The organism is Microbacterium xanthum, from assembly GCF_034531355.1.
GTDB classification, from domain to species: domain Bacteria; phylum Actinomycetota; class Actinomycetes; order Actinomycetales; family Microbacteriaceae; genus Microbacterium; species Microbacterium xanthum.
The window spans coordinates 554,433-579,467 of record NZ_JAWHUE010000001.1 but is presented as its reverse complement, the minus strand read 5'-3'; the positions used below and the strand labels follow the sequence as shown (position 1 = coordinate 579,467).

Below are 25,035 nucleotides of genomic sequence, written 5' to 3'. Positions count from 1 at the left end.
CGAAGCCCAGAACACAAGGAGGACTCCGTGAGTTCCAACACGACCAAGGCTCGCCAGAACACGAACCTCGACCCGACACTGTCGGTCAACCCGGTCTTCGTCCGCCCGGGCGAAGCGACCGAGTTCGACAAGTTCGTCATGCCGGAGCAGCCGAGTCTGCCCGAGACGGCCTATCAGATCGTCCACGACGAGGCCATCCTCGACGGCAACTCGCGCCTGAACCTCGCGACCTTCGTCGGCACGTGGATGGACGACGAGGCCAAGAAGCTCTACCTCGAAGCCGCCGACAAGAACATGATCGACAAGGACGAGTACCCGGCCACGGCGGCCATCGAAGACCGATGCTGGCGCATGCTCGCTGACCTGTGGAACGTGCCGGATGTCAGCGACACGATCGGCACGTCGACCATCGGTTCGTCGGAGGCCTGCATGCTCGGCGGTCTCGCCCTCAAGCGGCTGTGGCAGCAGAAGCGCCGCGCCGAAGGCAAGTCGACCGAGAAGCCGAACCTCATCATGTCGGCAGCCGTGCAGGTCGTGTGGGAGAAGTTCTGCAACTACTGGGACGTCGAGCCGCGCTATGTACCGGTGACGCCCGAGCACATGGTGCTCGACGGCCATGAGCTCGAGAAGTACGTCGACGAGAACACCATCGGCGTCGTCGCGATCCTGGGGCAGACCTTCACCGGCGCCTACGAGCCCGTCGAGGCGATCGCCAAGAAGCTCGACGAGATCCAGGCCGAGACCGGCCTCGACGTCAAGATCCACGTCGACGGCGCATCCGGTGCGATGGTCGCACCCTTCTGCCAGCCGGAGCTGAACTGGGACTTCCGCGTCGACCGGGTCAACTCGATCAGCACGTCGGGTCACAAGTACGGCCTGGTATACCCGGGTGTCGGCTGGGTCGTGTGGCGCGATCGCGAGGTTCTGCCCGAGAGCATGATCTTCCACGTCAGCTACCTCGGTGGCGATATGCCGACCCTTGCGCTGAACTTCTCGCGCCCCGGCGCGCAGGTGCTGCTGCAGTACTACCAGTTCCTGCGTCTGGGCCGAGAGGGCTACCGGGAGGTGCAGCAGAACTCCCTGGACGTCGCCCAGTACCTCTCGTCGGAGATCGCGAAGATCGGCCCGTTCGACCTCGTCAGCAAGGGCGACACGATCCCGGTGTTCGCCTGGGTGCTCAAGGACGGGCACACGAAGAACTGGTCGCTGTACGACCTTGCCGACCGGCTCCGGATGAAGGGCTGGCTCGTGCCGGCGTACCCGATGGCCGACGACATGTCCGATGTCGTGCTGCAGCGCATCGTGGTGAAGGTCGGGCTCAGCCGCGATCTGGCCTCGTCCCTGCTGGCGGACATCAAGGGGGAGGTGGCCTTCCTCGAGTCGCTCGAAACGCCGCTTCCTCGTGAAGCATCCACCGGATCGCACTTCCACCACTGACCGGTACCGGGTGGGCGGACCCCCGCCCACCCGGCCGCCCGTGTCCGCCGCATCGACGGAGTCCCCATGACGACCACCGCCCTTCCCGCCGCGACGCCCCGGCGCGCATTCGTCCCGACGCTCAACAAGCAGTGCTGGGGCTTCATGATCGGCTCGACCTTCTTCGCCGTGGGGTCCGCCCCCGGCCTGGCCGACGTCCTGGGGACGGCGGGGTCGAACATCCTCTTCTTCATCGGGGCCTGGTTCTTCACCGGCGCCGGGCTGATCCAGCTCTTCCTGAGCGGCGCCGTCAGCGTTCCCGTCTCGTATGCGCCGGGGCGGATGGTGCGGGCGGAGTGGCTGACGGCTGCCACGCAGAGTTTCGGAACGCTTCTGTTCAACGTGAGCACGACCGCCGCGCTGTACGCCAAGACGGTCTCCGCCGAGGAGAAGTTCGTCTGGAACCCGGACGCCGGTGGCTCGGTGGCGTTCCTCATCAGCGGCGCGGTCGGGTTCATCGCCTACGCCCACACCGCCAGGCACTGGGATGTTCGGCGGAAGGAGTGGTGGTCGGTGATGATCAACTTCATCGGCTGCGTCGCGTTCGGCTTCTCCGCCGTCGGCGCGTACATCCTGCCCGGCGGCGATGTCGTCAACGGCACCGTCGCATCGGTCGGCACCTTCATCGGCGCGATCTGCTTCTTCCTGACGTCGCTGATCGTGCTGCCCCTGTGGACACGTCGGCGCGGCGCCGATGTGCGCGCCTGAGGCGACGAGGCCGCGGTGACACCGCTCATCGCAGGCCTCCTCGCCGTCGCGGTCGCCGTCGCGATCAGCCCGCTCTCGATCGTCGCCGTCATCATCATGGCCACGTCGGGGAAAGGCCGGACGAACGGCTCCGCCTTCATCGCGGGGTCGTCGGCGTTCATGATCGGCTTCCTCCTCACGCTCGTCCTGCTCGGGAGGACGGCCGAAGCCGATGACGCCGAGTCGGGAGCCCACATCGCCGTCGACGTCGTGGAGATCCTCCTCGGGTGCGCACTCCTCGGGTTGGCCGTCCTGCAGTGGCGGCGACGATCCCGTACGACACACCCCGCGTGGCTCCGCGGAATCGATGAGATGACGATCCCCAAAGCCTTCCTGCTCGGCGTCCTGCTGGCCGGTCCGCTCTCGCCGAAGGACCTGCCGCTGCTGGTCGCGGCGGGGGGCCAGATCTCCCAGGCGTCACTGGCGGCGGCCGAGATCGCCGCGGTGATCCTCGTGTTCGTGCTCATCTCCCTCAGTGCCGTCGCCGTGCCCTGGCTGGTGAGCGTCATTGCGCCCGGCGGTGTCGAGCGGCGGTTGAGCGGCGCGCGTCAGTGGCTGCTGACGAACCACTCGACGATCATGACCGTGCTGTTCCTGGTGCTCGGAGCCAAGCTCATCGGGTCCGGCGTCGTCGACCTCACGACGTAGGACCTGACCATGACCGTCGAAATGCTGACCCTGATCGTCGTCGCCGTGATCGTCGTCACCCTCGCCAACGCCTATGCGTCGCGTATCGGAGTCGCCGGACCGCTCGTGATCGTCGCGATCGGTGTGGCCGTCAGCCTCATCCCTGCCGTCCCCGCACTGACGGTCCCGCCGGAGATCATCCTCGTGGGCATCCTCCCCCCGCTGCTGTACTCGGCCGCCGTCGCCGCCCCGGCGCGGGAGTTCAAGCGCGACTTCGGCGCCATCAGCGGACTGGCCGTCGTCCTGGTGGTGGTGGTGTCGTCGCTGGTGCTCGGCGCCTTCTTCTCCTGGGCGATTCCGAGCCTCGGGTTCCCGTTGGCCGTCGCGCTCGGCGCGATCCTCAGCCCGACGGATGCCGTCGCGACCTCGATCGTGCGAGCCGTGGGCGCACCTCGCCGCGTGGTCACCGTGTTGGAAGGCGAGAGCCTGTTGAACGACGCGACGGCTCTGGTCACACTCCGCACCGCGATCGCGGCGACGGCGGCGGGCTTCTCGGTTGTCGTCACCGTGGGCTCCTTCCTCTGGTCCGTGTCCGCGGCGATCGTGGTCGGCGCCCTGGTCGGCTTCGTCGCGCTGCGGCTGCGGGCGTGGACCCGGAGCGCAACGGCGAACACCGCGCTGGGCCTGACGATCCCGTACCTCGCCTACGTGCCCACGGAGACTCTCGGCGGGTCCGGTCTCGTCGCCGCCGTGGTGGCCGGCCTGGTGTGCGGACAGGGGGCGGCGCGCTGGCTCACGCCCGAGCAGCGGATCTCCGACAAGCTCAACTGGAGCACGATCGAGTTCGTCCTCGAAGGCGTCGTCTTCCTCGCGATGGGTCTCCAGCTGTGGGGGCTCGTCGAGCGCAACCTCGCGGCGGGGGAAGGGCTGGGGCGCCCGCTGGCGCTTGCCGCGATCGCTTTCCTTCTCGTGGTGGCGGTGCGTGCGGCGTACGTCTTCCCGTTGATCGGGGTGCGCAACGTCGTGCTCCGTCGCACCCTGGACCGGCGGATCTCGCGCCCGTCGCGATCCTCCACGATGCGTCGGGCGGATCCCGGACTCGCCCGCGCAGACCGGGCGTACTTCGAGTCGGCGCCGCTGACCTGGCGGCACAGCACCATTCTCGTGTGGGCCGGGATGAGAGGGGTCGTGACCCTCGCCGCCGCGCAGACCCTCCCCGCGAACACGCCCGAGCGGGATCTCCTCGTGCTCATCGCCTTCCTCGTCGCGGCCGGATCGTTGGCGCTGCAGGGCGGCACACTCCCGGCCCTCGCCCGCGGCCTGGGACTCGCCGGTGAGGGTCGCGAGGGGCCCGACCCCGCCGAGATCCGCGCCATCGACGATGAGCTGCGACGCATGACCGCCCGCGCGGTCGCCGACCGGCAGATCATCCTGCCCGGTGTGGGCGACGACCCTGCGGAAGCTCTCGCCCACTCCCACGTCTACCGCACCGTGCGCGCCGATCGCGAAGGGGTCGGCGGCGAGGAAGGGCTCATGCGTGAGCTCGCGGTCATCCGCGGGATGCGAAGCCAGCTGCGCGTGCTGGCGCGCACGGGTCGGTACGGCACGCCTGCGCTCCGGTATGTCCGCGATGAGCTGGACGCCTATGAGATCAGCGTGAAACTGCACCTCGACGGTTCGGACTGACCCGTCACCCACCCGGAGGACCCCATATGGACACCATCACGAGCGTGCCGGCCGTCGGAATCGCGTTGGCGGTGGCATCCGCGCTTGCGCTCGCCGGGGGAAACCTGCTGCAGGGGCGGGGCGTCCGGAGAATGGAGACGCGCGTCGCACGATCGGGCGGCAGCAGGGTCCTCCACCTCGTGAGGAATCGATGGTGGCTCACGGGTGGGATCCTGCTCGGGCTGTCGATCGCCCTTCAGATGGCCGCGCTTGCGTTCGCCCCCCTGATCGTCGTGCAACCGGTCGGGGTGACCGCGCTCGTCTTCACCGTGCTCCTGACCGCCTGGGTCGCACGAGCTGCCCCCTCGGGGGCGGTCATCCGCGCAATCACGATGAGCACCGGGGGCGTCGCCCTCTTCGTGCTCGTCGCGGCGTTGGTCAGCAGCCAGAGTGCGATCACCGACGGACAGCTGATCGCCGTCCTGGTCACGCTGGGAGGGGTCCTCGCGATCACCGCAGCGGTCGTCATCGCCGCGCGCGGACGCCTCATGCCGCCGCTGGCTTGGGTGATCCTCGGTGGGGTCTACTCCGCCTTCGTCGCAACCCTCGGCAAGACGGTCATCCTCCGGGTGCAGCAGATCCTCTCCGCCGGCCGCTTCACCGTCGATCGGACGGATGTCCTGACCGCAGCGTGCCTGGTGGGCATCGGCGTCGCGGGAGGGCTGTCGGTGTACTTCGTGCAACGTGCGCACGCTGCCAACAAGGCGGATGTCGTCGTGGCGGGACTGACCGTGATCGACCCGGCGGTCGCGGTGCTCCTCGGCATCACGATCCTTGGCGAGGCCTCCGGCGCGCCGTGGTGGGCGGGTCCGGCCTTCGCCGCGGCGGGCGCGATCGCGGTCGGCGGCGTGTTCCTCCTCTCGCGAGCCGATGCCGCATCCACCGTCACCGAAGCGGGTGCGCGTGCCCGGGCGTGATCGGGCGTCTGCCCGCACTGCCATGATGAGGAGTGAGCACTCGCCGATCCGACCGGAAGCCATCGTGAACCATCGCCACCTCCTCTGGCAGGAGATGGGCCCCGTCGAGAGCCTGTCGTTCGATCTCGAGGCGCGCGCAGAGTCGGACCAGGCCGGCTTCGTCGAGTATCTGCGTGGCGCCAACCTCGAGATCGTCAGCACATCCGGTGCGGGACCCATGCGAGGCGCCATGACCCGATTCCCCGACATCACCTTCGCGCATGTCGAGGTGGCGCCCGGGATCGTCGACTGGCCGCGTGACCAGCTGTCGTGGCAACGGGCGTCGGTCGTGGTCTGTCTCGCGGGATCCGTGGAGGCGGTCAGCGAGGGGCCCGTGTGGCGCCGCGAACCCGGGCTGATCCTGGTTCCGCCGGGAGACACGCCGGTGCGTTTCACGCTCACCGGCGAACCCGTCGAGGTGTTCTACCTCAGCCTCCCCGCGGGCATGATCACCGAACTCAACCTGCCCGAGCGTCCGGTGCAGGGGGCGGAACCGGTCACCACGGAGGCCTTGCGGCCGCTTCGCGCCTTCATCGGTGCACTGGCATCGGCGACGATCCCGGCAGACACCGCGGCCGGCCCGATGCACGGAGCCGCGACCGAGGTGGCGCGGTCCCTCGTGCGGCTCATCTCGGACGGAGAGAACCGCGAGATCAGCGTGTACTCCCGGGCGATGAAATTGATCATGCGCAGCTATCAGGACGCGGCGCTCTCCGGCCGTCTGCTGGCGAAGTGGCTCGGCGTGAGCGAACGGACTCTGCAGGCGGCCTTCGCCGCTGAGCACACGACCGTCAATCGCGAGATCCGAGGGCACCGTGCCCGCGCGGCGGTGGCGATCCGCAGAGGCAATCCCCGCATGCCGACGGCGGATCTGGCGCGCGCGACCGGCTTCGGGTCGGTGTCCTCGCTGTTCCGGGCGCTCCGGGAGGCGGACGCCGATGCCGAGCTCGACGACGGCGCGGTGGCTCAGTCGGCCGCTCGCGACCCCGGGCGGAAAGCGCGGTAGGCGTTCATCGCTCCCAAGGCGATGAGCGAGAGCCCGAGGAGCCACCACAGGACCGAGACCCCCCACAGCGGGGAAACCAGGAGGACCACACCCGCGGCGAAGGCGACGATCGCGAACAGGACCGACAGGGTGCGGTGTTCCGACTCCCGGACGGTGACCAGCGCGAGGATCCCCTCGACGATCCAGACAACGCCGATCGCCACCCCGAGGAACAGGGCGAGCCAGGCCGTGGTACGGCTCAGGTTGGCCAGCGCGACGACTCCGAGGATCAGGAAGACGACCGCGGCACTGATCCGAGCGACCCGGGTCCGTGCCCGCTGCTCGCGGGACAGCAGCCCGAGGAAGCCGTAGACGAGTCCGGCGCCGATGGCGTAGGCGGCGACGAGCGCCGTCGCCGCGAAGGCGGTGCGCTCCGGCCACACGAGAATCAGGACGCCGATGGCGAAGGCGAGCACGCCTCCGATGCCGAATGCCGCTCGCGCCCCGGTCTTCGGGTGCTCGGGTGCATCGATCTTGGTCGCCATGGTCTCTCCCGGGTCTGCGTGAGCGGTCGCCCACGCAGCCATCATCGGGCACGCCGGTCGGCGCGACGGCCGACGTCGGCGGAGATCACCCGTCGTGTCACCCGCCCGCCACCCGCCCGGACGCGATCGTCGACCCCCGGAAGAAGGAGCGACCTCGCTCAGCCGGACCGCTCTCGCACGGCGCGCTCGAGACCGGCCCGGTCCCGGATCGTCGTCGGTCGGGAGAAACTGCTCGTGAGGAAGTGCTGCGCGTAGGGGAAGCACGCCGCCTCGAACGGCGTCGCGGAGCGGAAGGCCGCCCCGAAGGTGTCGGCGGCGAGTGCAACCGCGTCCGGGTCGATCCGCAGGGCCTGCCGCATCTCATCCGGGTCGAAGACGAGTCCGAACGGGTCCGAGCCGTCGCTCTGCAGGCGGCCGCCGTAGTCGACGCTGAGGTTCCCCTCGATCCACAGCCGCTGGTCGAGCGGTGCCATCGCGGCGCCGTGCACGGGCGCGGACAGCTCGAGCCGATTCGGGCGTTGCGCGCTGCGCACATCGATCACCACCTCGCCGGCGTGGGTCGTCGTGATGACGGCCCGGTCGGTGGTCGCTCCGGCGAAGCCCTCTCCCGGTCCGTAGTTGATCGTGTTCGATTCGTAGTCGCAGATCACCCACGTGAGCATGCCGCTGCGGGTGTCCTCGGCGATCACGTACAGTTCGACCCGCGCGCCCCAGAAAACCGAGGTATGGAGGGTGAACGCCCCGACGATCGCGCACAGGCGCGGGGTCTCGTCGGCGAACATCGCCGTGGGGGCGAGGCGGTAGTGCGGGGGCAGGAGGCGGGTGGCGGCGTCGGGGTCGGTGATCTCGTAGGCGAGGAAGAAGCAGTACGGCTCGACGATGAAGCCCATCCCGTCATCGCCACGAGCGTGGGAGACGATCCACCGTTGCGCCCGCGACGGCATGCGAGCGAGGATCTCCGCTCGCGAATACAGAGCTGCCACCGCCTTCGGTGACACCTTCGACTCGGTGTGGGCGACGAACCTGCGCAGCGCGGGAGGCTCGATTCCGGACTCCATGTCGGCAAGCGTAGACGTGTGACGACCCTGCGGGGCGGTGGGGGGCATCACCGCCGGGGCCCGGGACCTCCACGGCGGCGACGGCGCGTGAGGAGGATCACGCCCGCGAGCATTCCCACGAGGGTGACCGCGGCGGTTGTTTGCCAGAACCGCGTGGCGGCGACATCCGCCACCGTGAGGTCGCCGACGGACGCGGTATCCGCTCCGGCGGCGACCAGCGCCGCCGCCGGCTTCAGCGTGCCGTCGGCGGTGCGCACTCCGGGCCCCCCGTCGTCGTTCGCGTCCCGGATGTCACCCACCGCGAGAGAGGTGCCGACCGGAACCTCCCTCAGGGAGGCGGCCACGCCCACCGCCTGCGCGTGCGGGGTGTGCGGCCGAAGCGACCAGCCCGGCGCTGTCGAGGCCGGTTCCAGCACGATGCTCGCGGGGATCGCTCCCTCCACCGCGAACTCCGTGGTCCCCGCCGGAGCGACGACGGTCGACTCGCCCATCGCCTCCTGCAGCGCCGCCACCGGGGTGCTCCCGGCCCGCCAGCCGATCGTCTGCGCCGTCTCGGGAGCAATCCCGGCGACCACCCCCGCCAGGTGCGCGAGGAAAGCGGCGCGAGCCGGCGAGAGACCTTCGCCGTCGACGCCGTCCATGAGGTCGACGACCCGCGCTCGTCCATCCGTGATGCGCAGCGCCTCACGGGCGACGGCATCCGCGACCGGCCACGATCCGGGATCGGCCGGTGTCTGGGCGTCGAAGAGCACCAGGTCGAGCTGCAGTCCGCGGCCGATGATCGCTGTGACGACGTCGTCGAGACGTGCGAGCGGGTTCTGATCCAGCTCGTCGGCCGTGACGTTCGGCAGCGCCACCCGGACGCGGTCCGCGCCGAGTTCGACCGCCCCCGCGATGTCCGCCGCGATGTCGGTGTCGTCGTCGGTCCACAGTTCAGCGGGATAGGTCAGGGCGCGTCCTCCCGGTACGGCGGTGGGTGACGCGACGTCGAGACCGACGATGACGGGGTGGCCGGCGGGGGAGGTCGTGACGACGGCGGCGTCTTGGCCGCTGCGCCGCAACTGCTGCACGCGCCAGTATCCGTCCTCGAGGACCATGACCACCGAGTACGGCTCGATCGTGTCGATGATCGTGGTGCCCGCCGCCGTCGAGACTTCGCGCACCACGTGGGCGCCGGCGTCGTCGAATGCGGCGATCGAACCGTCCCGGGAGTAGAAGGTCAGGGTCAGCCGATGACCGGTCGTCCACAGGGCCGTGTCGGCATCCGCCGGCACGGCGAGGACGTTGTCGCGGGCCTGTCCGCTGAAGGTGTCATCGACCGCGTCGATCTCGCCGGTGCTCTGGTGCACCCCCAGCGCCGCCCAGGCGCGGACATACGCCGATTCGAGTTCCACACGCGTCGCCGGCTCGAGCACGCGCTCACGCGTCCACGCGTCCGGCTCCCACACGACGAGCTCATCGGCGAGCGTGGGGACGGCGTCCACCTCGTGCAGCGCGTCCTCGGTGTCGGCGCCTGATCCGAAGAGCTGGATGATCGCTCCGGCTTGACCGATCACGAGGACTCCTGCCACGACCAACGCGACCAGCAGGCCGACGGCGATCGACCGCTTGGCGGTGGTGAGGGTCGTCATGATGCGTCCTCGATCTCGACCTCGACGGTGGCACCGAGGATGTCGACGGAGAGGCGTCGCGGTGCGAGGTCGCCGACGGCGATCACGAGCGTGGCCCGGCCGTCGTCCAGATACCCCTCGGCCTCGATGCCGTCCGCGGTCACCACCACGACGGCACCGTCCGGGAGCAGGGCGCCGTCGGTCGCGCGCGCCGGCCCGACGCGGACGGTGAGCGTCCCGTCCTGCACGGTCGCGTCGGCGGGGAACCCGTCGATCGCCGGGGCGAAGTCCACCGGAACGGCCGTCGCGCTCGCGACACCTTTCGATCGGGCCTCGATCGTGACCGTTCCCGGCTGCGTGGGCGACTGCATCCACGTCTCGGCCTGTCCGGCGACCGTCAGGGCCCGCGCGGAACCGCTGCCGTCCGGCCCCTGCCAGCGGAAGTCCACGGCGGTGCCGTCGGCGAGCACGTTTCCGAACGCGTCCGCCAACACCCCGGTGCGCACCTGGACGAGCGCCCGCCCGTCGGCGAGGTGCGGGGTCCCGGGCGGTTCCACCAGGGCCACGGGGAAAGGCAGGGGGAGACCGGCGACCTCGTCGAGATCGGCCGTCACGCTCTGCACATCGCCGACGCGCGACCACACGGCGTTCCGGCCGGCGACGGTCCCGGAGAAGAGGTCGGCGAACGCCAGCAGGTTCTCGACCTGGAGCGACTGGCTGCTCGACTCGCCGCCGGGCCGGACGCGGAGGAGATCGACCGGTGTCCCCTCCGCCGCCGCGTTCCCCCAGACGTCGACGGGAAGGGCGACGGCCATGGCCACGTCGTCGGCATCAGCGACGATCGAGCGGGCGCCGACGATCGTCTGGATCCCGGACACGTCGCCGGGGTCGATCCGGAGCTCGGCGACGGCGACCGCGCCGTCGGAGACCGCATAGAGCGTCGTGAGGCCGGCGATGCGCGTGAGTTCGACCGGCAGGTCCAGTTCCGCAGCCCCGTCCCGGGCCGCCACGGAGAACGAAGAGGTCCCGAGCGAGCCGGCGACGGTGACCTCGACGCTCTCGCCCGCCCCGGTCATCGTCACCGTCACCGGTTCGCCGGCCATGATCGCGGCGGGTGCGACCACCGTCAGTGCCCCGGCATCGTCGGCTGCCGCGGTGCCGGATGCGACACCGGCGGCGACCGCGACGAGACCCACCGCCGTCGTGGCGGCAGCGCGAGCCGTTCTTCTCGCGGGCATCACTCACCACCCGCTCTCATGAAGCTCGTCACGGTCACCGCGACCGCGGCGAAGCCGGACCCCGTGGGGAGGGGGAGGGGATCGACCCACGACGTGTCCGGCCGCTGGTGCGACGGCCCGCTGAACGCGGCGGTCGGGATGTCGGGCTGCTCCAGAGCGAGATCCGCCGGAATGAGGACGTCGAAGGCGGCGCTCGACTGCGCGGCGATGCTGTTCTCGAGGTAGGCGTGGCTCACCCAGGCGAGCTCGTCGTCGGCATCCAGGTAGGACAGCAGCAGGTGGGGGACGGCAGCCTCGGTGACGCCGTCGTTGCGCACCTCGCCGTGCAGGCGATACTCGCCCTGGTCCGTCGTCTCGACCCGGAGCCCCTGGATCTGCAGCCCGGCCGGGATGGGCGCGTCGGTCACCACGGCGCGCGCGTACACCTCGACCGCGTCGACCACGTCACCCGGGGCCAGGGCGAGCGGCGTGATGGACTGCGGGTCGAACTCCACCGGGGCGGTGAGATCCTCGTCCGGATCGATCTCGGCATCCACGACGCTGTAGTCGTCATTGGTGCCGAGAACGCCGCCGTCGGCCTCGAAGCCGTAGTCGCCGGTGCCGGCGATGTTCTGGAACTCGATGCGGAACGGGGTCGATTCACCCGGCAGCAGCTTGTGCACCATCACCTGCGCGGCGTCCCACTCGACGAGCAGCTCGCCTTCCGGGTCCCGCAGCTGTGCCTGCACCGTCACATCGGCCGGGACGACGTCGGTGTTGGTGACCTGACCGATGACGATCCACCGGCCGTCGATCTGCAGCGTGCGGACCTGGTCCACCACAAGCTCTGGTCGGTCGATCACGTCGAGCAGATTCGTGGCCTCCGACGACACATCCCGGCGACCCTGGGAGACGAACCCCACGTCGGGCCGGCTCGCGAACTGGTTGGGGGAGGTGGTCGGGTCCGCCGCGGGCAGACGGATGCGCCACCCTTCGTCGGTGAGCACGGTGGGAAGGACGGTGGTCACCTCGTAGGTCTGCAACGACGTCAGGAACGTCAGGGTCGCGGAGACGTCGACGCGGGTGTCGTCGACGGCCTCCTCGTCGACGACGATGTCGGTGAGCTTGGCGTACGAGGCGACGAGCCCCCCATCGCGCCCGAGATCGGCCTGATACTGGTCGAAGGTGGGCGCCGTCGCCGGATCGAGCAGTGCGTATGCGGCGGAGAACCGGCGGAAGTCCAGATCGTCGTAGTACTGCGTGACGACGTCGCCCGGGCTCTTCGCCGCGGGGCGAAGGGCGATGACGCCCGTGGCCACGACCGCTGCGACCACGGCCACACCGACGACCGCCTGCATGCGACGCGAGGTGGGTCGTGGGGCGCAGACGCGTTCCCACACGTGTCGGAAGGGCAACCGGGGAGCCCACCGCCGCGCACGGCCGGTCGGGTCTTCGTCGGGGACGCGCGACGCTGCCCGGGCGAGCACGGCATCCCATCGGCGCCCCATCCGCGCGGTCACATCGATGCGCGCGAGCACGCCGTGCCGCATCGGTCGGTAACCGCGCCACGACGCCGGGATCGGGGCGCCGAACAGGTTCCAGCCCAGCACGATCACCGCGGACACCAGCGCCGCGGGAGGGATGGTGCCCCACATCAGCCGCTGCCACAGCGGCTTCTCCTGCGACACCGTCGTGGCCGGCAGCGGCGCGACGTCAGCGCGTTCCCAGACGTCGATGCCGTTCTCGAGAGGACCGAGGTTGGTCCAGCCGCTGGCGGAGAGCAGCGGTGCGTAGAAATCGTCGTTGTTGAAGACGTACTTCAGCGAGTACCGCTCCGGGGTCGCCAAGAACTGCTGAAGGCTGCCGATACCCGGCACGCCCGAGTACTTCGAGCCTTCGATCCGCTCGATCGGACGGGTCGTCAGTTCCGGCAGGTCACGAGCCGAGTGGTAGTTCCCGTCCACCATCTGGGCGGTCGTGTTCGCTGACAACCACGCGACCTGGTCGCCGAATCCGAGGGTGAGGTACCGCCAGTTGTCGTGCTGGTCCTTCTCGATGAACGCCACGATCGGGTCGATGTCGATCGCGTCGGGCTGGAACGATCGGAAGTGCGTGAGGTTCGCGGCGAACAGCGTGAACACCAGGAACGACACGGTCACGAGCCCGAGCAGCACCAGGCTGACCGCCCGTCCGAGACGGGCTTTCATCCAGGCGGCGATGCGCCCCCGGGTGGCGCTGACGACCATCGCGCCGGCGAACGGCAGGATCACGATCGTCGCCCAAAAGGTGAATCGATCGAGAGTGAGGATGTCGTAGGCGCCCCCGAGGATCGCGCGGGGGATGAAGGTGGTCCCCCCGGTGCCGAGCAGGGTCAACGCCGCCAGTGATGCGGCCTGCGGCCACGCCCGGCTGCGGAAACCGCGGATGAGAGCGTAGGGGAGGGTGAAGAGCAGCAGGCCCCACGGGACGAGCCAGAACACCAGGCCCGCGCTGGTGTTGACGATGAAGCTGTCGCGACTGGCGTGGGGGATCGACACCTGGGTGATCGGGTCGGTCCGGGAATGCAACCAGTACGGCAGCACGACGACCAGCAGCACGACCACGACGAGCACGGTGAACACGGCGGTGCGCACGAATGCCGGCCACACGCGTCGGATGCGTCGGGCGATCAGCGGCCACGCGGTCTCGCGGGTGAACCGCACCGTATGCGCACCGGTCTCGTCGGGCCGGGGGCGCCGGAGCTCCCGCATCATGGCGGCGATGAGGACCGGGCCGATGAAGAAGACCGAGCCGAAGAGCGTGGTCACGTGGTGTCCTGCGGTGGTCGCCATGACGCAGATCACCCCGGACAGCAGCGCCCGCCGTGAGCCGGTACGCACCCACTTGTCGGCGAACGGCAGGGCATTCAGGAGGAATCCGAGCGAGAAGGTCGTCGGCAGCTGCCCGAACACGTGGACCGTTTCGGCGATCGACGAGGAGAGCACGAGGATGATCGCCGCCCACCCGGCGGCGCGGTGCCCGACCCAGAGCTTCGAGGACCGGTAGACGCCGATGGTGAGGATGATGAGGGCGGACAGCTGAGCGATGACGAAGCCGCCCCGCAAGCCGAACACCCCGCTCAGCGCCGCGATGGTCTGGTGTGCGCCCGGGGGATAGCTGACCGTCGAGAACCCGGTGTACCAGCGGTCGTCCCAGCTCGAGAACCACGACCTGGCGTAGTGGTCGCCGAAGAAGATGTGCACGTAAGCGTCGTACGTGCGCTGATAGCTGCCCGAGACCAGCAGTGCGCCGTGGAAGAAGATCACCAGGAGCAGCGCGATCAGCAGCAGCCGATGGCGGAGCACGAAGGACGTCAGGCCGCCGGGCCGCCGGATCCCTGACGGGCGGGCTCGCGGGGGCGACGCCGGGGCGACGGTCATGGCCTCGCGCGCGGCAGCCCGAGGGTCTCCATGCACTCGACCACGGCTCTGGTCATGACGGGTTTGGGGAGGACCGCATCCACGCCGAGCTCGGTGAGATCGGGGCTCGGCAGCTCCACGACGCCCGAGACGAGGACGAAACGGGGGCGGGGTTCGAGGTGTGTCAGTGAGCGGAACAGCGAGAGTCCGTCCTCGTCCGGCATGCGGTAGTCGCTGAAGACGACGTCGAACGTGGTGTCCTGGAGGAGTTCGCGCGCATGATCGGGACCGTCGGCCTCGTAGACCTCGTAGCCGGTCTTGGTCACGAGGTGGGCCAGCACCGCCCGCGAGACGGGGTCGTCGTCGACGACGAGCGCATCGCCGGTCACGGCCCGCCCTCCGTCTCCGCCACGAAGTCGAAGATCTCATCGAAACGCGTGAGGTCGAACACCCGCCAGGCGGCGCTGCCGCGGGGCGCGACGAAGTCGATGGGGGTCCCCGCGGCGCCGCACGATCGGTGCGCCTGAACGAGCGCGGCGAGGCCGGCGCTGTCGAGGAAATCGACGGCTCTCAGATCCACGCGGAGGCGCGTGGCGGTCTCCAGATCGAGTGCCGTCACGCGTTCCCGCAGCGTCACGGCCGTCACCGCATCCACGCGACCGGTCAGGGCGAGGACAGTGCCGTCGGGCCCCTCGACGACCGCGATACGGAGGGCGCCGCCGGGGGATGCCGTCTCGTCACGCTCGTCGACCATCGCGTGCCTCCTCGTGTCGTCCCCCGCCGGACCGCCGCGGTCGCTGTCCGGATTCCCGATCGTAGTGGAGCTCATCCGCGTTCATCGACGGTCTCCGCCCGGATCACGAAGACGGTCTGATCGTCGGAGCGCGCGGCGCCGGCCGTGAACTCCTCCACGCGGGTGAGCATGCGCTCGACCATCGTCTGCGCCGGCAGGTCCGCCAGCTCCACGCACATCGCACCGAACCGGTCGTACCCGAACAGCTCGCCCGACGGATCCTCCTGTTCGGCGAGGCCGTCGGAGGCCAGGACGAGGGCGGAGCCGCCGGCGAGGTCGATGCGCTGCGGTTCCGGTGCGCGCCCGCGCAGGACGCCGAGCGGGGGAGCGGTCGCCGGCACGGCGCTGGCCTGTGCGCCCACTTCGATCACGGGCGAATGGCCCGCATTGCAGACCACGACGGTGCGATCCGCCGTCGATGCGTACCCGAACGCGATCGTGGCGAACATCCCGAGCTGCTCGAGATAGTCGAACAGGTCGTCTTCGAGACGGGTCCACACCGCGGACAGATCGTCGACGGAGCCACCGGCGAACGCGGCCCGCAGGGTGCTGACGATCCGCGACATCACGATCGCGGCCGGCAGCCCCTTGCCGGACACGTCTCCCGCGGCGAACCACAGGACCTCCTTCGCCGCCACCGCGACATGGAAGTCGCCGCCGGAGACATGCGCCGGAACACTGCGGGCCACGGTGTCCAGCCCGGGCACCGTCGCCGGGGGTGTCGCCAGCGTCGCCTGTGCGATCTGCGAGGCGATCCGGTGCTCGTGTTCGAGCGCCGCACGACGGACCGACGCCGCGTGGATGACGTGCAGGGTGAGCCCGAGCTCCAGCATCGCCGAGACGGTGTCGATGAGCTGCAGGTCGGCGGTGGAGTACGGCTCGCCCGCGACACGCGCGAAGCCCATCGCCCCCAGGCGCGTCGCGCCGGCACCGCGCGTCGACAGCGCGGTGGTCACCACGCGGCTGCCTTCGTGGACCGCGAGCTCGCCGTCGTCCTGCCCGTGGGCGCGCCCGCGCACCCGCTGCCACGCGGCGTCGTCGAGTTGCCCGGCTCCGCCGCGGAACCGCACGGCTCCGTCGAGCACCCCGGGGGCGGTGGCCAGCAGGGTCATGTCGGAATCGGTGAGTGTGCGCGCGGTCTCGAGCATGTCGTCGATCGTCGTCGGTGTGTCGAGGACGGCGACGACGAGGTCGGTGAGCTCGCCGATGGCCGCCAGGCGCTCCTGGGACTGCACCTGCGCTTCGCTGAGTGCGCGGATCTGCGCGAACTGGCGCCGATACGCCTTCGATGCGGTCTCGATGCTCTTCAGCAGGGCGGGGTCGGCCGATGCCAGATCGGCGAAGTCCGCCAGCGGTCCGAGATCGATCTCGGCGTCGGGCGACGCGTCTGCGGGGGCGCGCAACCACCGGGAGACCTGTCTGCTCTGCTCGTCGGGGGTCATCATCCGTCGTCACCCGCACCCGGGGCGATCGTGAACACCATGTCCAGATGGGTGATCTCGAGGATCACCCGCACCGGCGGCGACGGACGCGAGAGCACCAGCGTCCCACCGGCCTGCGTGGCCGCCTTGTTCAGCCGGATCAGCTCCGCCAGGGCGGTCGAATCGATGAACACGACCTGTTCGAGGTCGATGGTCAGGGTGCCGGCGCCCGTGACGAGGCCGGCGACGGCGGCGCGGAATCCGTCCACCTCGTTGGCATCGAATCTCCCCGCCAGCTCGACCGACGCCGAGCCTTTCACCGCATCGGTCTTGATCCTCACCGTTCTCCTCCTTCGTCCCTGCGCCGGGCGGTGGCGTACTGACCGCGCAGATCCCTCCATTTGATCGCGACGAGGTCGCCCAGGAAAGCAAGGCTCACTTTGATCGCGCTCACCGTCGACCCGGGAGCGTCGATCCACTCGACCGGGACCTCGGCGACGCGGAGATGATGCGTGCCCGCGAGGTAGAGCACTTCCAGGTCGAAGGAGAATCCGTCGACCCGCTGCATCTGGAACAGGTCGCGGGCGGCATCGCGCGTGAACAGCTTGAACCCGCACTGGGTGTCGAGCACGGCGATTCCGAAGACGACACGCACGAGGGTGTGCAGCCCCCAGCTGAGGAGGCGGCGCAGGGTGCTCTTGTGACGCACGTCGGCGCCCTCGGCCTTGCGCGATCCGACGACGACGTCGAAACCCTCCGCGAGTTTCGCTTCGAGCTTCTCGAACTGCTCGATGGGTGTGGATTGATCGGCATCGGCGAAGAGGATGACCTCGCCGCGCGCCGCGAGCATCCCGCGCCGGACCGCACTTCCCTTGCCGCCGTTGCGTTCAGCGACGAGGACGCGGAGGTTCGCGAAGCCGAGATCGGCGACCAGCTGCGCCGTGCCGTCGGTCGAACCGTCGTCGGCGACGATGAGCTCCCACGGACGCCCGCTCGCGCTCATGTGCGTCGCGATCGCACCGATGGTGGGCAGGATCCGGATCTCCTCGTTGTAGGCGGGGATGACCACAGACACCTCCGGTGCGGTCTCGATCGGCGTGTTCACCCAGGCCTTGTATGCCTGATAGCGGTCGAGCGGCTCGGTCACGCGGCGGCTCCCTCGTCGTGTCGGGCGGATGTCGGTCGGCGGACGGCGGCGTCGATCGCCATCGCCGCCACGAGCGCGGACATGGCGATGATCTGCACCAGGATCAGCTGGGCGATGTCGTCGTGCCAGATCAGCAGCAGCATCAGCTGGGCGAGGGCGCCGCCCAGGACGAAGACGGACGGCCGGAGGACCCCCGTGGACAAGGCGACGCTCGCGACCAGGTTCGCCACCGCGAAGAGGGTCGTGGCGAGCGCGTATGCGGCGAGCGGGACCGAAAGGTCGGCGTAGGCCGGACCGATGACGATCCCGAGGACGGGGCCGCCGAGCCACAGTGCGCCCAGCGCGCACAGCCCGCCCATTGCCGAGATCACGAGAATGCTGCCGCGGAGGATCCCGCCCGAATCGTCGCCGCCCGCGTGCCGCCGCGCGACGACCGGGAAGACGACCGTGGCGACCGACCAGGCCAGGTAGAACACGGCCCGCCCGACCAGAGCCACCGCGGCGTAGGTGCCGGCGTCGTCCGGGGCGAGGACCGCCTTGGAGACGAGGACATCGCTGTTGTTGGCGATCATCTGCGCCGCCAGCAGCACCGAGACGAACGCGCCGTAGCGGCCGACCTCCGACATCGGGATCGCCGGGTCCGCACGTTCGCCGCTCGCGCGCGCCAGCACGGTCACCGAGACCCACGTCACGATGAAAGACGCCGACAGGCCGATCGTGGCGCCGACCACACCCCAGCCCGCCGCGACGAGCGCGATCGCCACGCTCAGACGGGTGACCATCTCGATCACGAAGGTGCTCGCCAGCAGACCGAACCGCAGGCGGCCCTGCATGACACCGCGGCCGATGGCCTGTTGGAGGTAGAACGGCAGGCCGAGGCCGAGGACGACGAACGGCCACGCAGACGCCGTCTGGAACAGATCGGACCACAGCGGTGCCGGGGCGATGAGCGCGACCGCCGCCACGACGCCGGCGCCGCCGGTCCACCATCGCAGGCGCCTCGCGACGAGGTCGGCCGCGCCCGGATTGCCGCCGGCTTCGGCGACGCTGGTGTAGCGGGCGGTGACCATCTCGAGGCCCAGCGCGACGGCGGTGGCCGTGAGCATGAGCGTGACCATGAGGTTGGCGTCGGAGAACTCCGCGGGCGTCAGGACGCGCCCGAGGAAGATGTTCAGCGCGTAGTTGCCGATGTTGGCCAGCAGCATCGCCACCGACAGCATGCCGGCGCCCGAGATGATCGCCCGGGTGCCGTCCCGTCGGGGCTCCGCTGGGTTCATCGGCGCCTCGCGTCGAGCAGGCGGCGCAGGTGGATCACGTGCCAGTGCACGACTTCCGACATCGGGATGCCGGTGGCGGCGGCGAAGTTCTGCCGGCCGAGGGCCTCACGGCGATCCTCGTCATCGAGGACCGCCGACAGCGCCTCCGCGAGCCCGGCGGCGTCGTCCGGTTCGAAGTACTCGCCGGCGAACCCCTCCTCTTCGATGATGTCGACGAGGTCGCCGATGCGGGGGAGCACCGCCGCGCGGCCGTACTCGCCGGCCTGGTGGAGCACGCCCGAGCTGCCGGTGGTCGACGTGTAGGGGAAGGCCACCACCGCCGCCTCGCCGAAGATGCGCGCGACGTCCTCCTCGGCGACGTAGCCGGTGAACTCCAACCCCTCGAGGTCACCGTTGGCCTCCGCGACCGAGGCGAGGTACCCCTTCGCGTTCGGGCTGTCGGTGCCGGCGATCACCAGACGCAGGTCGTCGCCGCCGCGCTCGCGCAGCATCCGGTAGGCCTCGATGAGAACATCGACCGTCTTGTACGTTCCCCACTTGCCGAACGCGAGGATGGTGCGCGGGCCCTCCGGCACGTCGAAGGACGGCACCGCGATCTCCTCGAAGCTGCCGTGGGGAGACAGCAGCACATTCCGCGCCTTGTACGACGAACGGACGAACTCGACGTATCGCGGGATCGTGAGCGCGACGTAGTCGGCCAGCAGAAGCACACGCGTGAGGATGCGCCCGGCGGTCCTCATCACCCTCGCCATGACCGCCGACCCGGCGAAGCCGGCATCCTGCATGTCGACGTTGTCGGCGAGGTTGTGGAGGATGATGCCCGTCGGCGTGCGCAGCAAGCGGGTGAGCGCCGGCGCGAGCAGCCCGAGTCCGCCGGCGACCTTCGTATCGCCGAACGTCGCGAATTGAAGGTTGAACAGCACGGCGTCGGGCTTCTCACGCCGTACCGCGCGACCGAGGCGGACGAGGTTCGACAGGGCGTTGAACCGCCACGCCACGACCGGCCTCACCCCCGGCAGATCGGTCGGCGGGCCCGACGGGGTCTCGTCGGCGAAGAGGACGACCTCCTCGACGGCCTCGTGCCGTGACAGGTGCGACACGAAGTGGAAGCCGTACTCGTTCAGGCTGTTCTGCCCGGGCGGGAAGGCGGTGACGAATCCGATCCGGAGCGACGCGGCGTCCGTCGAGCCCGGTTGTGCGCGCTCGTTCCGCTTCGACATCGGCCCCGCCTCCTTCGTCTTCGGCCGATACTATGCGAATCATCAGGGTTGTCGTCAGGCGACTCGTCGAGAGGGTCGACGGAGGTCACGTGGCTCGCCGGGAGTTCGAACGGATGCCGCGCCCGGTCGCGGCGACGTTTTTCGCGCTCGGCGCCCTGTGGACCATCGGTCTCGTCGCCATGTTGCTTCTCCCCGATCTCCCGACGGTCGGCCTCGTCACCTTCGGTGTCGTGGAGGTCGGGGCGGTCGGCCTCATGGTGATTCGGGCGGCGCGGGGGATTCGCGAGGGCCCGACGTGGTGGCTGGTGGCGGCGGCGGTCGCGGCGCTCGTCGCCGGCAGGGGGCTCGCGCTCCTGCACGACCCCGCGCTCGATGCGCTCCGGGCGCTGCTCGGTGCGGCCTTCGTCGTGCTGTTCATCGCCGGAGCCGCGAGCCTCGCGCGCAGGCGCACGTCGCGTCGTCCGCTTTCCCTGATCCTCGACGCCTTGATCGCCGCCTTCGGGTTGGCGGCGGTCAGCGCCCTGATCGTGCTGCGGCCGTTCCCCGGCATCCGCGCCGACGATCTGATGGTCCTCGCCGAGGTCAGCGGCCCCCTGCTCGCCCTGGGGGCGATGGTCGGCGCGCTGACGGCTCTCGGGCGTGCCCCCACGCGGGCCTTCTGGCTCGTCGGGAGCGGAATCGCGCTCGTCGCGGCCGCCACGGTCCTCGGCGCGCTGATCGACGCGTCACCGACTGCGGTGCCGGCACCCCCGGCGGGCGAGGGGATGACGCCCCCGCCGGGCGCCCCGCGTGTCTCCCTCGTCGGGGCCGAAGGGTTCGTGTACGCGGTGTGGCCGATCGCGGTCCTCCTCATCGCGTGGGGTGTGTGGGCCTCGCGGCCCGCGCCCGCCGGAGCCCCGCGATCGCCCGTGGTGACCTGGCTTCCGTACGGGTTCCTGTTCGCCGCGCTGCTCGTGGTCGTCGTGGCGGCACTGGTGCCGGTTCCGCCGGTGGCGGTGCTCTGCGCGACGGTCGCGCTGCTGCTCGGGGCGGCGCGGTTCCTCGTGACGGTGCAGATCCTCAATGCGCTGCGCCGCCAGACGGTCGACATGAATGCCAAGCTCGAGGTCGCGAACCGCGAGACGAGAGCCGCCGCCGACGCCAAGGCCGCCTACCTCGCGACCATGAGTCACGAGATCCGCACCCCGATGAACGCCGTCGTCGCGATGACCGGCCTGCTCCTGGCGACCGACCTGGACCGCGCCCAGCGGGACTACGTCGAGACGGTGCGTCGCAGCGGAGACATGCTGCTGGAGCTCGTGAACGACATCCTCGACTTCTCGAAGATCGAATCCGGCGGGCTCGTCTTGGAGCGGAGGCCCTTCCACCTGCCCGCAACCATCGAGTACGCCGTCGCGCTGCTGGGCTACGCCGCCGCCGACAAGAACGTCCAGTTGCGTTGCAACATCGACGCAGCGGTGCCCGAGGGAGTCCTCGGCGACCAGACGCGCGTGAGCCAGATCATCGTGAACCTCGTGGCGAACGCCGTGAAGTTCACGTCGGAAGGTTCGGTCACCGTCGAAGCGTGCACCGTCGGCCCGGACGCGGTGGCCATCGCCGTGCGCGATACGGGCATCGGCATTCCCGAGGATCGCCGCGACCGCCTTTTCCGTTCTTTCAGTCAGGTGAACTCCTCGACCACACGTCTGTACGGCGGGACCGGCCTGGGACTGGCCATCAGCAAGGCGCTCTCCGACGCGATGGGCGGCGAGATCACCGTGGAGAGCGAGGTCGGGGTGGGGTCCGAGTTCACACTCACCCTTCCCGTCGAGCGGGCGGAGATCCCCGAGCCGCCGGGGTCGGCTGATGTCGAGCCCGGCGACGGTCACCGCGCGCGGGCTGCCGAGACGGCCGAGCGCGCGTCCGGCTTGCGCGTTCTCCTGGCGGACGACAACGAGATCAACCGGAAGACCGCCACGCTCGTCCTCCAGAAGCTCGGGCACGAGGTCACCGTCGTACACGACGGAGCCGCCGCGCTCTCGGCCGCAGAACGAAACGTGTGGGATGTGATCCTCATGGACGTGCACATGCCCGGGATGGACGGGATCGAAGCGACCCGTCGCGTGCGGGCCCTGCCGCCTCCCCACCGGGACGTGCCCATCATCGCGCTCACCGCGAGCGTCGACGACGACGTGCTCCGCGCCGCGGGCGAGGCCGGCGCTGACGGTGTCGTCGGCAAGCCCTTCCGCATACACGATCTCTCAGCCGCGCTCGAGCGCGTCGCCGAAGGGACCCGGCACGCCGGGCCGACTCCGACACCGACCGCCGACGATCCGCATCCGAACCCGCCCCTGATCGAGGAGGACCACGTGGCATCCGAGCCGACCCCCGTCATCGACCCCGAGTACCGCGAGATGCTCGAGGAGTTCCCCCCCGAACGTCTCGCAGCGCTCATCGAGAAGTTCGAGGGCCAATGCGCGCAGGCGCGAGAGGGGCTCGCCGGGCGCATGGACGCGGAGGACTTCGCGGGCCTGCTGCACAAGCTCGTCGGCAGTTCCGGATCCCTCGGTCTGCTGGACCTCGCCCGTCTCGTCGTCACGTTCGAGACGGCCGTGCGCGAAGGGTCGGCGATCCCCGCCGACCAGGCGGACCGCTTCGAGGCCGAGACTGCGCGAGCGACCGCGGCGCTCGCCGAGCTGCGCGGCTGAGTCATCCGCGACCCGCGGCGACGGTCTCGACCGCTGCCGAGCGCGAGGCGCCGGCCGGGGCCGGCGCCGCCGCCGTGGCGCTGCGCCGGAACACGACCGAGCGCTGCACCCCGTAGCTGGTGAGGAACAGCACCGCTTCGGTGATCAGCTTGGCAGCCAGCAACGGGATCCCCACCCCGGTGAGGGCGTCCATCCAGACGATGTTCGAGGCCAACAAGACCACGGCCAACACCCCGTACCGCATCGCCTCCCGACCTCGCCCGCGTCCGCGCCGGTGGAACACCAGCCTCCGATTGACGAAGAAGTTCACCGATGCGCTGACGATCCTCGCCGCGACGATGGACACCACCAGAGAGCCGGTCGTCGCAGACAGGAGCAGCAGAAGCGCGGTGTCGAGGAAGAAGGCCAGGAGCGAGGATCCGGCGAACAGCGCCACCGGGAGCATCACGCGGATCGAATCGACGAGTGGGCGGAAGTGACTCGACGCGTTCTGCTCGAGATAGACCGTCTCGATCGGGATCTCACGCGCGAGCACACCGGCACTGCGGCTGCGCAAGAGCATGTTCTGTTCGTACTCGAAGCGGTCGCCCGGAAGTGACAGCGCCCAGGGCAGCAGCGCCGCCGGCAATCCGCGCAGGCCGGTCTGGGTGTCGCTGAGAGACCACCCTGCCGTGAGGCGGAAGACGCCTCGCGACACGGCGTTGCCCACCCTGCTGCGCAACGGGACGTCCCCTCCGAAGTCGCGGCATCCGAGAATGAGTGCGGAGGTGCCGGCGGCTGCATCGACCCGGAGGGCGCGACCGACCTCGAGGATGTCGTCGACACGGTGCTGTCCGTCGGCGTCGGCGGTCACGACATCGGCTTCCGGGGCCCACCGTGCGATTTCGGCGAACCCCGTCTTCAGCGCCGCCCCCTTCCCGCGGTTGTGCGGATGCCGGAGGACCCGCGCTCCGGCATCCTCGACGACGGAGAAGAGGTCGTCGTATCCCGGGCCGCTTCCGTCGTCGATCACGAGGACGTCCAGGTCGGGATCCACCGAGAGGAGTTCGTCGACCAGCCGGGGCAGGCGGGGGCCGGGCTCGAGAGCCGGGATCAGAACGTACACGCCGATCACCCCGCGATGTAGAAGATGTCGCTGGTGGCGCGCTCGCCGCCGTTGGACGGGCTGTTGACGAGGTCGCCGGCGAAGTACATCGTCGACGAGCCGCCACCGTCGAGGTTGTAGGCCGTCGTCGCACCGAGGTCGACGAAGATGTCGGCCAGCTCGGTGAGGGTCACCCCCTCGCTGTAGCCGGTCTGACGTCCGTCGACCACCACGAACACCAGGTGGTTCTCATCGATGACGCCGACAGCGGTGCGCGGCTGGTCGCCCTGGATCGAGTGGTTGCCGAAGTTTGTGTCGATCTCGACGTCTTCGATCCCCTCGACGATGTCGCCGTCCTCAACGATCGCCGGACCGAAGCTGACGGTGTTCCACGCGCCCGCCGCGACCAGTTCGTCGGCGCTCGTGGCGGTCTCGTCGTAGACCTCGACAGTGCCATCGCTGAAGAAGACGAGGCCGGTGCGGGCCGGCTCGTCGCGGTAGACGACACCGTTCCTGATGACGATTCCGGTGTCGCGGAACCCGTAGTAGTCGCCGTTGACGGCGAACACGGCCCCGTTGTCTTCGGCGATCGAGCTGGTGAGATCGGTGATGTTCTGGCCGAAGCTGTTGTCGGCGAATGCGCTGCGAAGCGCGGTGGCGTCGCCGAGGGTCACATCGGCGACGTAGTAGGTCACCGTCGCGTCGCCCGACCCTTCCACGACCGTGGAGATCTCCACGGCGGTCTCCCCGTCGGAGAACGTCGTGTCGGTGAGGATCGACTCCGATTCGGTGTCGGTGTCGGTGTCGGTGTCGGTGTCGGTGTCGTCCGCCGTGACCGGGGAGTTCTCGGCCTCGTAGGCTGCGACGTCGTCGATCTCGACGTGCTCGACGAGATACCGGTCCGCGGCCCACGCCGCAGCTCCGGACAGGGTGAGAGTGGTCGTCAGCGCCGACGCGAGGATGACGTTCCGGCGGCGGATGCGGCGGTGGCGGCGGGTCGGGCTTTCCATGCATCCAGAGATACGTGCCGGGTCTATCCGAAGACCCGGCACCGGCTGACAC

The 25,035-nt window shown here is 69.9% G+C and carries 21 protein-coding genes; 7 read left to right on the top strand and 14 right to left on the bottom strand.

The window, feature by feature from the left end:
* Positions 1 to 27: 27 nt before the first annotated feature.
* The 6 genes from RZO50_RS02785 to RZO50_RS02760 all read left to right on the top strand — a co-directional run bounded on the left by RZO50_RS02785 (position 28) and on the right by RZO50_RS02760 (position 6,537).
* The gene (locus RZO50_RS02785) at positions 28 to 1,437 is read left to right on the top strand and encodes a glutamate decarboxylase (RefSeq protein WP_322598174.1); all 1,410 of its coding nucleotides are present in this window, start codon (positions 28 to 30) and stop codon (positions 1,435 to 1,437) included.
* A gap of 66 nt (positions 1,438 to 1,503) precedes the next feature.
* Entirely contained in the window at positions 1,504 to 2,184 is a 681-nt protein-coding gene (locus RZO50_RS02780) for a hypothetical protein (protein ID WP_322598173.1), read from the top strand.
* A gap of 15 nt (positions 2,185 to 2,199) precedes the next feature.
* Complete coding sequence (locus RZO50_RS02775) at positions 2,200 to 2,871, top strand: GAP family protein (protein ID WP_322598172.1); 672 nt, start codon at positions 2,200 to 2,202, stop codon at positions 2,869 to 2,871.
* Between the two features lie 9 nt (positions 2,872 to 2,880).
* Positions 2,881 to 4,536, top strand: coding sequence for a cation:proton antiporter (locus RZO50_RS02770; RefSeq protein WP_322598171.1), 1,656 nt, complete (start codon positions 2,881 to 2,883; stop codon positions 4,534 to 4,536).
* A 26-nt stretch (positions 4,537 to 4,562) separates the two neighbouring features.
* On the top strand, positions 4,563 to 5,492 hold the full coding sequence (locus RZO50_RS02765) for a DMT family protein (protein ID WP_322598170.1): 930 nt from the start codon (positions 4,563 to 4,565) through the stop codon (positions 5,490 to 5,492).
* A 64-nt stretch (positions 5,493 to 5,556) separates the two neighbouring features.
* Complete coding sequence (locus tag RZO50_RS02760) at positions 5,557 to 6,537, top strand: helix-turn-helix domain-containing protein (RefSeq protein WP_322598169.1); 981 nt, start codon at positions 5,557 to 5,559, stop codon at positions 6,535 to 6,537.
* On the opposite strand, the gene RZO50_RS02755 is transcribed toward RZO50_RS02760, so the two are convergent.
* The 12 genes from RZO50_RS02755 to RZO50_RS02700 all read right to left on the bottom strand — a co-directional run bounded on the left by RZO50_RS02755 (position 6,498) and on the right by RZO50_RS02700 (position 20,202).
* A complete protein-coding gene (locus RZO50_RS02755) occupies positions 6,498 to 7,061 on the bottom strand; it encodes an HdeD family acid-resistance protein (protein WP_322598168.1) in 564 nt (187 codons plus the stop codon). The genes RZO50_RS02760 and RZO50_RS02755 overlap by 40 nt on opposite strands.
* Before the next feature lie 158 nt (positions 7,062 to 7,219).
* Positions 7,220 to 8,119, bottom strand: coding sequence for a hypothetical protein (locus RZO50_RS02750; protein WP_322598167.1), 900 nt, complete (start codon positions 8,117 to 8,119; stop codon positions 7,220 to 7,222).
* Positions 8,120 to 8,166: 47 nt separating this feature from the next.
* Complete coding sequence (locus tag RZO50_RS02745; protein ID WP_322598166.1) at positions 8,167 to 9,750, bottom strand: hypothetical protein; 1,584 nt, start codon at positions 9,748 to 9,750, stop codon at positions 8,167 to 8,169.
* A complete protein-coding gene (locus RZO50_RS02740) occupies positions 9,747 to 10,967 on the bottom strand; it encodes a hypothetical protein (RefSeq protein WP_322598165.1) in 1,221 nt (406 codons plus the stop codon). The genes RZO50_RS02745 and RZO50_RS02740 overlap by 4 nt, the downstream gene beginning before the upstream one ends.
* Positions 10,967 to 14,365: a hypothetical protein gene (locus RZO50_RS02735; protein WP_322598164.1), complete on the bottom strand. Its 3,399-nt coding sequence runs from the start codon at positions 14,363 to 14,365 to the stop codon at positions 10,967 to 10,969. Before RZO50_RS02735 ends, RZO50_RS02740 begins: the two co-directional genes overlap by 1 nt.
* Positions 14,362 to 14,733, bottom strand: coding sequence for a response regulator (locus tag RZO50_RS02730; protein ID WP_322598163.1), 372 nt, complete (start codon positions 14,731 to 14,733; stop codon positions 14,362 to 14,364). Before RZO50_RS02730 ends, RZO50_RS02735 begins: the two co-directional genes overlap by 4 nt.
* A complete protein-coding gene (locus RZO50_RS02725; protein WP_322598162.1) occupies positions 14,730 to 15,098 on the bottom strand; it encodes an STAS domain-containing protein in 369 nt (122 codons plus the stop codon). Before RZO50_RS02725 ends, RZO50_RS02730 begins: the two co-directional genes overlap by 4 nt.
* 71 nt (positions 15,099 to 15,169) lie before the next feature.
* Positions 15,170 to 16,579 (bottom strand): PP2C family protein-serine/threonine phosphatase, encoded by a 1,410-nt coding sequence (locus RZO50_RS02720; RefSeq protein ID WP_322598161.1) that lies wholly within the window; start codon positions 16,577 to 16,579, stop codon positions 15,170 to 15,172.
* Positions 16,579 to 16,899 (bottom strand): STAS domain-containing protein, encoded by a 321-nt coding sequence (locus tag RZO50_RS02715; RefSeq protein ID WP_322598160.1) that lies wholly within the window; start codon positions 16,897 to 16,899, stop codon positions 16,579 to 16,581. Before RZO50_RS02715 ends, RZO50_RS02720 begins: the two co-directional genes overlap by 1 nt.
* On the bottom strand, positions 16,896 to 17,705 hold the full coding sequence (locus RZO50_RS02710) for a dolichyl-phosphate beta-glucosyltransferase (protein WP_322598159.1): 810 nt from the start codon (positions 17,703 to 17,705) through the stop codon (positions 16,896 to 16,898). Before RZO50_RS02710 ends, RZO50_RS02715 begins: the two co-directional genes overlap by 4 nt.
* Complete coding sequence (locus RZO50_RS02705; RefSeq protein WP_322598158.1) at positions 17,702 to 18,982, bottom strand: oligosaccharide flippase family protein; 1,281 nt, start codon at positions 18,980 to 18,982, stop codon at positions 17,702 to 17,704. Before RZO50_RS02705 ends, RZO50_RS02710 begins: the two co-directional genes overlap by 4 nt.
* On the bottom strand, positions 18,979 to 20,202 hold the full coding sequence (locus RZO50_RS02700) for a glycosyltransferase (protein ID WP_322598157.1): 1,224 nt from the start codon (positions 20,200 to 20,202) through the stop codon (positions 18,979 to 18,981). The genes RZO50_RS02705 and RZO50_RS02700 overlap by 4 nt, the downstream gene beginning before the upstream one ends.
* 89 nt (positions 20,203 to 20,291) lie before the next feature.
* Between RZO50_RS02700 and RZO50_RS02695 the strand changes: the two genes are divergently transcribed.
* Positions 20,292 to 22,889: a hybrid sensor histidine kinase/response regulator gene (locus RZO50_RS02695; RefSeq protein ID WP_322598156.1), complete on the top strand. Its 2,598-nt coding sequence runs from the start codon at positions 20,292 to 20,294 to the stop codon at positions 22,887 to 22,889.
* Position 22,890: 1 nt separating this feature from the next.
* Here the strand turns inward: RZO50_RS02695 and RZO50_RS02690 are convergent, their stop codons facing one another.
* Positions 22,891 to 23,994 carry a bifunctional glycosyltransferase family 2/GtrA family protein gene (locus RZO50_RS02690; RefSeq protein WP_322598155.1) on the bottom strand — a complete coding sequence of 368 codons (1,104 nt, stop codon included), beginning with the start codon at positions 23,992 to 23,994 and terminating at the stop codon, positions 22,891 to 22,893.
* A gap of 5 nt (positions 23,995 to 23,999) precedes the next feature.
* Positions 24,000 to 24,983 carry a phosphodiester glycosidase family protein gene (locus RZO50_RS02685; RefSeq protein ID WP_322598154.1) on the bottom strand — a complete coding sequence of 328 codons (984 nt, stop codon included), beginning with the start codon at positions 24,981 to 24,983 and terminating at the stop codon, positions 24,000 to 24,002.
* Positions 24,984 to 25,035: the final 52 nt, after the last annotated feature.

Coding starts and splice junctions, on each gene's coding strand:
- RZO50_RS02780 (WP_322598173.1), top strand. CDS start 1,504: ATGACGACCACCGCCCTTCCCGCCGCGACGCCCCGGCGCGCATTCGTC.
- RZO50_RS02770 (WP_322598171.1), top strand. CDS start 2,881: ATGACCGTCGAAATGCTGACCCTGATCGTCGTCGCCGTGATCGTCGTC.
- RZO50_RS02765 (WP_322598170.1), top strand. CDS start 4,563: ATGGACACCATCACGAGCGTGCCGGCCGTCGGAATCGCGTTGGCGGTG.
- RZO50_RS02755 (WP_322598168.1), bottom strand. CDS start 7,061: ATGGCGACCAAGATCGATGCACCCGAGCACCCGAAGACCGGGGCGCGA.
- RZO50_RS02750 (WP_322598167.1), bottom strand. CDS start 8,119: ATGGAGTCCGGAATCGAGCCTCCCGCGCTGCGCAGGTTCGTCGCCCAC.
- RZO50_RS02745 (WP_322598166.1), bottom strand. CDS start 9,750: ATGACGACCCTCACCACCGCCAAGCGGTCGATCGCCGTCGGCCTGCTG.
- RZO50_RS02740 (WP_322598165.1), bottom strand. CDS start 10,967: ATGCCCGCGAGAAGAACGGCTCGCGCTGCCGCCACGACGGCGGTGGGT.
- RZO50_RS02735 (WP_322598164.1), bottom strand. CDS start 14,365: ATGACCGTCGCCCCGGCGTCGCCCCCGCGAGCCCGCCCGTCAGGGATC.
- RZO50_RS02725 (WP_322598162.1), bottom strand. CDS start 15,098: ATGGTCGACGAGCGTGACGAGACGGCATCCCCCGGCGGCGCCCTCCGT.
- RZO50_RS02720 (WP_322598161.1), bottom strand. CDS start 16,579: ATGACCCCCGACGAGCAGAGCAGACAGGTCTCCCGGTGGTTGCGCGCC.
- RZO50_RS02705 (WP_322598158.1), bottom strand. CDS start 18,982: ATGAACCCAGCGGAGCCCCGACGGGACGGCACCCGGGCGATCATCTCG.
- RZO50_RS02700 (WP_322598157.1), bottom strand. CDS start 20,202: ATGTCGAAGCGGAACGAGCGCGCACAACCGGGCTCGACGGACGCCGCG.
- RZO50_RS02685 (WP_322598154.1), bottom strand. CDS start 24,983: ATGGAAAGCCCGACCCGCCGCCACCGCCGCATCCGCCGCCGGAACGTC.